Raw genomic sequence first — 9,079 nt, forward strand, 5'->3', positions numbered from 1 at the left:
TGGTCTGCATCCTCTTCATGCTCATGGTCTGCATCTTCTTTATGTCCATGCTCGTGGTCATGGTCATGCTCCTGCATTCCTTCTACAACTTCCTCTTCTTTAGCATTAATTCCAACTGCCTCAAGAAGATTCACCACCTGCATTTTATCATTCTTACTTTCTTTAAGTGCATCCTTAACCCAACCATCAGACTCACCGCCTACATATACAAAAAGGTCACAGTTTGCAATCTTTGCAATATCCTCAGCAGTAGGCTGGTAGCTGTGAAGGTCAACACCCTTATCTAAAAGATAGGTAATTTCATAATTATCCTTCTTATCACCTACAAGCTCTCTTACCCAATCGTACTCAGGGAAAATGGTACAAACTACGCTAAGTTTCTTATTTGTATCATCTGTCTTAGTCTCACTTGCCGTACTTACATTACTTGTAGTACTTGAAGCCGAAGTCATTGATTTTGAGCCGGACTTGGTATCTGTCTGTGTCTTCCCACAGCCTGCAAATATTCCACATACCATTACAGCCATAGCTGTAAGCATCATTATTCTCTTTTTCATATCTTCTCCTTTTAACAATCATTTTTGCAACTCAGTCGCAATAGTTCAAAGGATAAAATACTACTCTTTTACTAATTTGTCAAGTATAAATTTGCAAATCTATCTCAAATTTGTAACTAACCTTGTAATAAGCATTCCTCCTTAAGAAATATCTCAACTACTGTATCTGTTTCATCAGGAAGCGGATAACAGTCTGCTGCATGAGGTGAAAAGAAGAAGAAAGAATGCTCTGAAAATTCTTTTAAATTCCAGTAGAAGGTTTCATCTATAACAGAATTGTCCTTTACAAGACGCATTTTTTCTATCTTTCCTGCCAGATTAGGAAGGCAGATTGCTCCTGCCTGCTCTTCCATTACGTGAGCATAGAGGATATTTCCTTTTCTTGTAAATCTTCCCCACTCAGGCTTAGGAAGCTCTGCATAACCACAATCATAGATACTTCTTCCATTCTGCTTCATCCAATCTCCTACCTCTTCAAGTATCTTTACTGATTCTTCAGGGATTTCACCCTTGGCATTAGGTCCTACATTGAGCAAAAGATTTCCACCCTTGCTTACACATTCAACAAGCATTCTTATAACCATCTTAGAAGATTTGTAATGATTATCATAGGAACAGTAACCCCAGTGATTGTTAAGGGTTATACAAGCCTCCCAAGGTAATGGATTACCTGCCACATCCCTTATTCCTGCAGGTGGTATCATCTGCTCTGGTGAAGCAAAATCCCCTGAATAAGTGGTTGGCTCCAAGGTCTTAATAGAGCCTGCATCCTCTGCGCTTCCCTCAAGACGATTGTCAATTATGATATGAGGCTGAATGGAGCGTACCATTTCCATAAGCTCCTTCGCTTTCCATTTGTCACATTTCATATCTCCGTAGGAAAAGTCAAACCACATAAGGTCAAGATGTCCATAATTAGTAAGTAATTCCTTAATCTGTCCAAACATAAACTCCAAGTAGCGGTCAAAGTTTCTGTTTTCATTACTGCATTTTTCATTATTACGCATTGGATGATGCATATCACCAAAATGTGGAAAATCTTCATGTCTCCAGTCAATAATGGAATAATAAAGACCTACCTTTATTCCTTCCTCCCTGAAAGCCTCTAAAAATTCTTTTACAAGATCTCTTTTACAAGGAGCTTTTACCGAATTAAAGTCTGTTAATTTTGTATCATAAAGGCAGAAGCCGTCATGATGCTTGGCTGTAAGTACTGCATACTTCATACCGGCTTTCTTTGCAAGTCTTGCCCATTCCTTCGGATTATAATTCTCTGTAGTAAATTCATCAAAATAAGGATCATATTCTTCCTTTGGAATTTCATACACACTTCTAACCCATTCACCCCTTGCAGGAATCGCATAAAGCCCCCAGTGGATAAACATTCCAAATCTTGCACTATTATACCATTTTGTACGCTCTGTTCTGTCTTTAACAACCTGATTCATCTTTTATTCCTCCTCTAAGTAACCACATATTTTAAGTAACATGTCTGCCGTACCTACATTGTAGCCTGCCGTACCGTAAACTCCCTTACCTTCTTTGTTTACCATGCAGATAAGCGGATAAAGTCCCGGTTCAAGATATAGCTCTCTTGCCAGTCTTCCTGTTTCCGTATCAAATGCTTCAAACAGGATTTCTTTATTTACAAGTGCCTCACTAACCCTCTTAATATTGGCATCTTCCAGTTCTTTTTCATTTTTTACCACAAAGTATATCTTCGTTTTAAGCCTGTTAAACAACTCCTTTTTATCAAAAAGTTCATTTAAGATATGCTCTGTCGGCTCAGCCTTTGCATTCAGCCAGATAAAGATTCCATTATCAGCTTTTGTAAGCTCTTGAATAGAAGTTTTTTCTGCATTTTTATTTTCAAAGCTTATATTTCTTATAGGGTAGTCTGAAAGCATATCACTTATTTTTGCCTCATAAAAACTTACAGGAAGTTTAGATGTTTTCCCTTCTTTTACATCTACAATTACAGATTTTACAAATATATTACCGTTTGGAAGTCTGTTGCTAGTTAACAGCCTGTAAGTTCCGATACTGAGTTCTACGATATTATTTGTATTTTTAACATCCTCCATATCTAAACTTAAAGGAGCATATTCATTATCTGTAAATTTAGACAGTGAAAAGTTTTCATAATAACTCCAGTGAACATCCTTCGCAAATTCAAACTCAAGTTTTCCTTTAGGACTTTCCTTTGAGACTTCTATAGCAACAAATTCATTATTTAAGTAAACTTCCATAGAGTCATCATTCGGATTAAGTCTTGCAGGAATACCAAGGCTTCTTAATATCTGTATGAAAATCACCCTCTTTGACCTTGCACTCGCATAGCCCGACCAATAAGCTCCATAAGCTGTACTGATTAAGCTTGCGTATTCAAACTCTGGCTTTTCCTCAAGCTCCGAATCAACCTTACAAAAAAATTCCCTTATCTCGTCAATATCCGATAACTTTGTACCTTTAAATTTTTCTAAAAGATATTTTCTAAACGGAATTATCTTTTCATTAGACACTCTCGGGCAAAGTACATATTTATAGAAAATGTCCACAGGATATTTTTCGCAAATGTTGATGTCCGTATATAGACAATGTTCAAATAAGGTATAGGCCGCGGTATCCTGATAATCCTTAGGAGCAAGACTTTTAAGCAGTTCCACCTTCCACTCTGCCGGAATTTCATTAACCTCTGTCAAAAACTTCTGCAACTCAGTTTGATTACTGCAGGACTTAGAAAGGATATCTAGCAAAGCCTTTCTATCATCTTCCTTAAAGCCTTCTACTGCCTTAATTGCAGCTTCTTTGTCAAATAATCCTTCTTCTTTGTCAGCTCTTTTTTTAGCCTCTTTCTTCTTTCTTTCATCCGAACTGCCTGATTTTACCTGATTTTCACCGGTTCCGGAATTAAGAAGCCCCGGTGCTCTCATAACAAAGGTATTTTTTTCTCTATATCCTTCTTTACTAAGCTTTAATTCTACTGTTGTAGTATTTCCTGTATCTACAAGAATTTCCCCATAACTGCCTCTACTGCCTGCAGATATTATAAGACTTCCACTACCTGTCTTTAGCTTGGTTATACCCGATTTATCTGTACAGGTTACAGCTATATCCCCCGGTAAACTGTAATTTATTACCTTAAAATATACCCTTGTGTCAGGAACAGCTTCTCCTGCTTCATTTACAAGCTTTACCGTAATTTCCCTGGTAGGTGCATAGGTACTCAGGGCATTTACAGCAACCGGTATACCTACCCCTGCATTTACATCTTTTTCAAGTTCAGGATTGTAGCACCTTGCATGTACCATCATAGCTCTTTTGGAAGCATTTAAAAACCAACCTTGATTCAGTTCATCTTCCGGCTCACAGGCTCCTAAAAAATACCAGCTTCCATCGCACCAAACCTCTACCCAGGCATGATTATCATCACAATGTGACCAAAGAGGTACGTAGACCTGCCTTGATGGAATACCTACACTCCTGAATACCGAAACTGCAAAGGTAGACTCTTCACCACATCGTCCATAGGTATTGTTATATACTGTAATCGGACTTGCTGTTCTATTATTGGTAGTTCTATAGGTTACTTTGGATGAACACCAATAATTAAGCTCTATCACAGCCTCTTTCATTGACTTGCCTTTTATTAAATCAGATACTTCTTTATAAAAAAAACTTCTGTTTTCCGAAATATCTTCATTATTTATTCTGGCTCCAAGCACATATTCAGCAAATATTTCTTCGTCTGCCTTACCCTTAAACTCTCCCTCCTTAAAAAGAAAAGCTCCCTGTCTTGCAAAATCAAGAAAGGTATCGGTAGTGTAATCTCCTATATCGCTAAGTGGCATAAATGCATAAAGATAGTAGAGAGCCTCCATTACATCACTGTCTTCTCTTTCAGCCACCCTGTCTAATTCTTCCTTTAATAAAGTAAGCTTAAGTTCTTCTATTCTGTAATCAAGTCTGTCAATGATTTTTTTATTAAACTCTTTTGAAAACATAGTCCCTCCTGCTTCAAAGCTTCTATAATTCCTTTAGTACCTTTACAGCCTCTGCTATCTCTTCTTCTGAGGTCTCCCAGATATCGTATTCACTAAGTGATGGAAGCCCCATACTCACTTCTTCTTTTCTATATGTCATTCTACTGTCAATTACCTTCTTACCGGACATATGATAATTTTTTCCACCTGTTATTTCAAATACTTTTTTTATTGCCTCGGCGTTTACTCCGGCTCCAATTAAAATATTGATATTGTTACCTGTTCTTTCAATAAGCTCTTTTAAAAGTCCGGCTCCCTCTACACAGTTTCCCTTCTGACCTGAGGTGAGTATTGTATCCACACCTAACTCCTTCGCCTTTTCAAGCGTCTCAAATGGTTCCCTGCACATATCAAAGGCTCTGTGAAGTACGGTTTTTGTACCACTTGCTGCCTCTATAAACCTCTTCATAGCAGTCTCATCCAAATCACCTTCAGGAGTTAAGGCTCCTACAACCACACCGTCTGCCCCAACTTTTACAAATTCTTTTATAGAGTCACACATTTCTTCAATTTCATTATCTGTATAACAAAAATCTCCAAACCTGTTTCTTATAAGAACATGAATTGGCAGGTTAGTATTTTCCCTAACCTGCCTGAATAATGTTAAACCCGGAGTTGTACCTCCTATTATAAGATTGGCACAAAGCTCAAACCTTGTTGCTCCGCCCTTTTCTCCATTTACGGCTGATGAAAGCCTGTCTACACAACATTCCAAAATATAATCCTTCATAAATTTAACCTTTCACAGCTCCTACCATTACACCCTTAACCAAATGTTTCTGAATAAGCGGATAAAGCAACATTACCGGCAAAGATGCTACTACAATAGTAGAATACTTTAACAATTCTGACATACCCTGTAACTTTGCTATTGCCGAAGCATTTCCTACCTTTGTCAAATCCACCTTATTTTGGATAAGAATTTCCTTCATAACTATTGTTAAAGGCTGAAGTCCATCCTTATACAGGTATAACATTGCATTAAAATAATCATTCCATTTTGCAACTCCATAATAAAGTACAAGCACTGCAATTATAGGCTTACTGAGCGGTACTATTACCTTAAGCATATATTTAAAAGGTGTACAACCGTCCATCTGTGAAGCCTCATAAAGTTCATCAGGAATAGAATTTACAATATAGGTTCTGCAAATTATCATATTATATGTAGACATCGCTGTAGGAATAATCATTGCAAGCCTTGTATCCATAAGTCCTATGCTCTTTATCAGAATATAAGAAGGAACGATTCCACCACTAAAATACATGGTAAATATAAAAAACATAGCGATTGCCCCTCTTGCCCTGAACTCTTTTCGTGAGAGAGGATATGCACATAGTATGGTCATTACTATGTTTACAGAAGTTCCTACTACTAAATAAAAGATAGAGTTGGCAAAACCTCTAAGTATTTTTGCATTTTGAAAAACTGCCATATACCCCCTAAGAGTAGGCTCTACCGGAAAGAGAATCACCCTTCCGCTTATAACTGCCTGTGGACTTGAAAAAGAGGCGGCTACAACATAAATTACGGGATAAAGCACTATTAAAAATATGGCTGTAAGTACAGTATAGTTGGTAACTGTAAATATCTTGTCACCAATGCTCATGTATCTAAACTTAGTATTTTCCATTATATCACCCCTTTACCATAAACTATTTTCTGTCAGTCTCTTACAGATTCTATTTACAATTACAAGCAGCACAAAGGCTACAACCGACTGAAAAAGTCCGGCAGCAGTAGAGAATCCCACATTTGAATTTACTACACCCACCTTATACACAAAGGTCGATACAACCTCAGATACCGAAGCATTTAATGGATTCTGCATAAGGAATACTTTATCCAATCCTATATTAACTATGCTGGCACAGTTAAATATAAGCATGATAATTATTGTAGGAAGGATGGCAGGTATGTCTACATGAAGTATTCTTTTTACTCTATTTGCTCCATCCACAATAGCCGCCTCCTGAAGTTCCTTGCTCACTCCCGAGAGTGCAGCCAGGTATATAATGGAAGCATATCCTGCTGACTGCCAAACTCCGCTCCATACATAGAGATGTCTGAATATATCAGGATTTCCAAAAAAATTCACAGGCTCAAATCCTATTTTCTGCAAAAGCACATTTATTATACCACTCCTAAGATCCATCATCTGCATCATCATACCTACGAGTACAACTATCGATATGAAATAAGGAGCATAGGTAACCATCTGCACTGCCTTTTTATATCTCTTAGCCCTCATTTCATTTATTCCTATTGCAAGAATTATAGGTACCGGAAATGATGCTAAAAATGAATATACTCCTAGAATCAAGGTGTTTTTTATGACTAAAACACTGCTGGTTGAGGTCAGAAATTGTTTAAAATATCTAAGACCGACCCAGTCACTTCCAAATATTCCCTTTCTTATGGAGAAATCCTGAAAAGCAAGAACAATACCTGCCATAGGCACATAGGCAAATATTACAGCATATATAATTGGAATTGCTATAATAGCCCAAAACTGCCAGTTAGCCGATTTAATCTTATTACTTTTATTAACTGCCACACTCTCTTTAGCCATATAAACTAAATTCCTTTCTACCATTTTAATAGAAGCTGCCCAATATACGGACAGCTTCTATTCATTTTAAGCCTAATTAATATAAATACTAAATTTTTACTTAACCTGTCTGTCGTATGCAGTCTGATATGTCTTTAATATCTCTTCAAGACCGGATTTGTTAAGTGCATCCTTGTAGCTTTCCCATTCTGCATCTACATCCTTGCTTCCTGTAATAAATGCAACTGAATTCTCCTCAATGAGCTTGTCTAACTCAACTGCCATAGTTGAAACAGCTGTGCTCTCCTCATCTGTGAGCTTAAGCTCTGAAAGATTGAGAAGTTTTGTATTATTTGCATATGGCTCATAAAGATTCTTAGATGCATCGTATAAGAGTTTCTCAAGACCTGCAGGTGAATAAGGATCTACATCTGCATCTACTGCCTGTCCTAAACGGTAAGGAGCAGGAGCAACTCTAAGACCTACATCCTGCCAGTCATGGTTCTGAGGATCGGAAGAATAAAGGTTAAGTACTTCATAAAGTGCAGGCTCACCATTAAGACCAACTTTTCCTTCCGGCTTAAGTACCCAGTCTTTTCCTTCTTCAGCTCCGTACTGTGAGCAAAGATCTCCGATTTCACTATAAAAGAAATCTACCCAACGAAGAGCTGCCTCAACATTCTGACACTTATCTGTAATACAGAAACCACCCGACCTAAAACCTGAGTTGTGAATTGTCCAAGCAATCTGAGTTCCATCCGGTCCTTTTATAGGAGCCATTGGTACATAGTTTCGGTAAAGTTTATTGTTGCTGTCAGGATCTATAACATCTGAATTTACTCCTGCTGTAAAGAAAAGTACAGGCTCATCCTCCTGATTAGCAAGAGTTCTGAGCTGCTCACTTGTCTGTGTAAAGTTACCGTCATAGATAGCACCCATCTTATAAAGATCTCTAAGATACTTTAAGCCTTCTTTATAAGCATCTGAGTTGGCTACTGTTTCAATCTTCTTTGTCTCGTCATTAAGCACTACATAATCTCTGGCATTAAGTGTTGCAGACTTGCTAGGAACAAAGGTAAATGCTCCCATCAGCCAGTCCTGCATACGAGTATGCCAACCCTGTGCTGCACCTGCAACTGCAATTCCACCCTTTTTATACTCTAAGAATTTTTTACATACCTCTTTAAATTCTTCAGTAGTTGTAGGAATCTCTACACCCATTTCCTTGAGATATTTCTGATTAACCCACATTCTTCTGGCATACTGACAGTGGTAGCAGTCATTTACTCCTCCTAAGGAATAAATCTTTCCGTCCGCTTCTTTTGTCTTATTAATATCGTAGTTAGCTACAAGCTTTAAATAATTAGGTACATTTTTGTCAGTGAGGTAATCATCAAGAGGAATGATAACACCTTCTTTAACACCATACTTAGCAAGATTTGGTGCTCCGCCAAGTATAACATCAGGGTAGTCTCCTGACTGGAGAAGGAGGTTTAACTTTTCTTCATACTCATCTCTTCCTGCTGTTACAAACTTAATGTGGATGCCTGTCTTCTCTTCTAAAAATTTTGTAAAATCATTAGTCTCAAAATCCTGTACATTCGGCATACTGAGTGTAAATGCAGAAAGCTCTACCTTTCCGTCTTTCACTATTGGATAGGTACCGACCTCATTTAATGTAACTCCCGGAGCTGTACCACCCTTTCCTGAATCAGCCTTCTCTCCACAAGCTGTAAGACTACTTACTGCAAGCACTGTGGCAAGTCCCATTGCCAAAAATTTTCTTAGCCCTTTCTTCATTACTTACCTCCTTAAATAAATGTATATTAATATAATTTCATTTCCTGTGATTTATAAACAGCTTCAAGTCCCTCTTCGATAGTTTTTATTTCTCCGAGTGCTTTTAGCTGTACTAAGATATTGCCAA

The 9,079-nt window shown here is 37.7% G+C and carries 7 protein-coding genes; all 7 read right to left on the bottom strand.

All coding sequences use genetic code 11. The features are described from left to right. On the bottom strand, positions 1-557 hold a 557-nt coding region (locus ACTTKP_RS09700), incomplete at its 3' end, for a metal ABC transporter substrate-binding protein (protein WP_442553703.1). A 116-nt stretch (positions 558-673) separates the two neighbouring features. Further along, the gene (locus tag ACTTKP_RS09705; RefSeq protein ID WP_442553704.1) at positions 674-2,005 is read right to left on the bottom strand and encodes an alpha-L-fucosidase; all 1,332 of its coding nucleotides are present in this window, start codon (positions 2,003-2,005) and stop codon (positions 674-676) included. 3 nt (positions 2,006-2,008) lie between these two features. Further along, positions 2,009-4,561, bottom strand: a complete 2,553-nt coding sequence (locus tag ACTTKP_RS09710; protein WP_442553705.1) for a transglutaminase-like domain-containing protein — start codon at positions 4,559-4,561, stop codon at positions 2,009-2,011. A gap of 22 nt (positions 4,562-4,583) precedes the next feature. After that, positions 4,584-5,330: a copper homeostasis protein CutC gene (locus ACTTKP_RS09715; RefSeq protein WP_442553706.1), complete on the bottom strand. Its 747-nt coding sequence runs from the start codon at positions 5,328-5,330 to the stop codon at positions 4,584-4,586. 4 nt (positions 5,331-5,334) lie between these two features. Continuing rightward, entirely contained in the window at positions 5,335-6,234 is a 900-nt protein-coding gene (locus ACTTKP_RS09720; protein ID WP_442553707.1) for a carbohydrate ABC transporter permease, read from the bottom strand. A gap of 12 nt (positions 6,235-6,246) precedes the next feature. Next, complete coding sequence (locus ACTTKP_RS09725) at positions 6,247-7,173, bottom strand: ABC transporter permease (protein WP_442553708.1); 927 nt, start codon at positions 7,171-7,173, stop codon at positions 6,247-6,249. A gap of 96 nt (positions 7,174-7,269) precedes the next feature. Next, positions 7,270-8,952: an extracellular solute-binding protein gene (locus ACTTKP_RS09730; RefSeq protein WP_442553709.1), complete on the bottom strand. Its 1,683-nt coding sequence runs from the start codon at positions 8,950-8,952 to the stop codon at positions 7,270-7,272. Positions 8,953-9,079 lie beyond the last annotated feature (127 nt).

The organism is Catonella sp. (assembly GCF_052169795.1).
Lineage (GTDB): Bacteria > Bacillota > Clostridia > Lachnospirales > Lachnospiraceae > Catonella.

Coding starts and splice junctions, on each gene's coding strand:
- ACTTKP_RS09705 (WP_442553704.1), bottom strand. CDS start 2,005: ATGAATCAGGTTGTTAAAGACAGAACAGAGCGTACAAAATGGTATAAT.
- ACTTKP_RS09710 (WP_442553705.1), bottom strand. CDS start 4,561: ATGTTTTCAAAAGAGTTTAATAAAAAAATCATTGACAGACTTGATTAC.
- ACTTKP_RS09715 (WP_442553706.1), bottom strand. CDS start 5,330: ATGAAGGATTATATTTTGGAATGTTGTGTAGACAGGCTTTCATCAGCC.
- ACTTKP_RS09720 (WP_442553707.1), bottom strand. CDS start 6,234: ATGGAAAATACTAAGTTTAGATACATGAGCATTGGTGACAAGATATTT.
- ACTTKP_RS09725 (WP_442553708.1), bottom strand. CDS start 7,173: ATGGCTAAAGAGAGTGTGGCAGTTAATAAAAGTAATAAGATTAAATCG.
- ACTTKP_RS09730 (WP_442553709.1), bottom strand. CDS start 8,952: ATGAAGAAAGGGCTAAGAAAATTTTTGGCAATGGGACTTGCCACAGTG.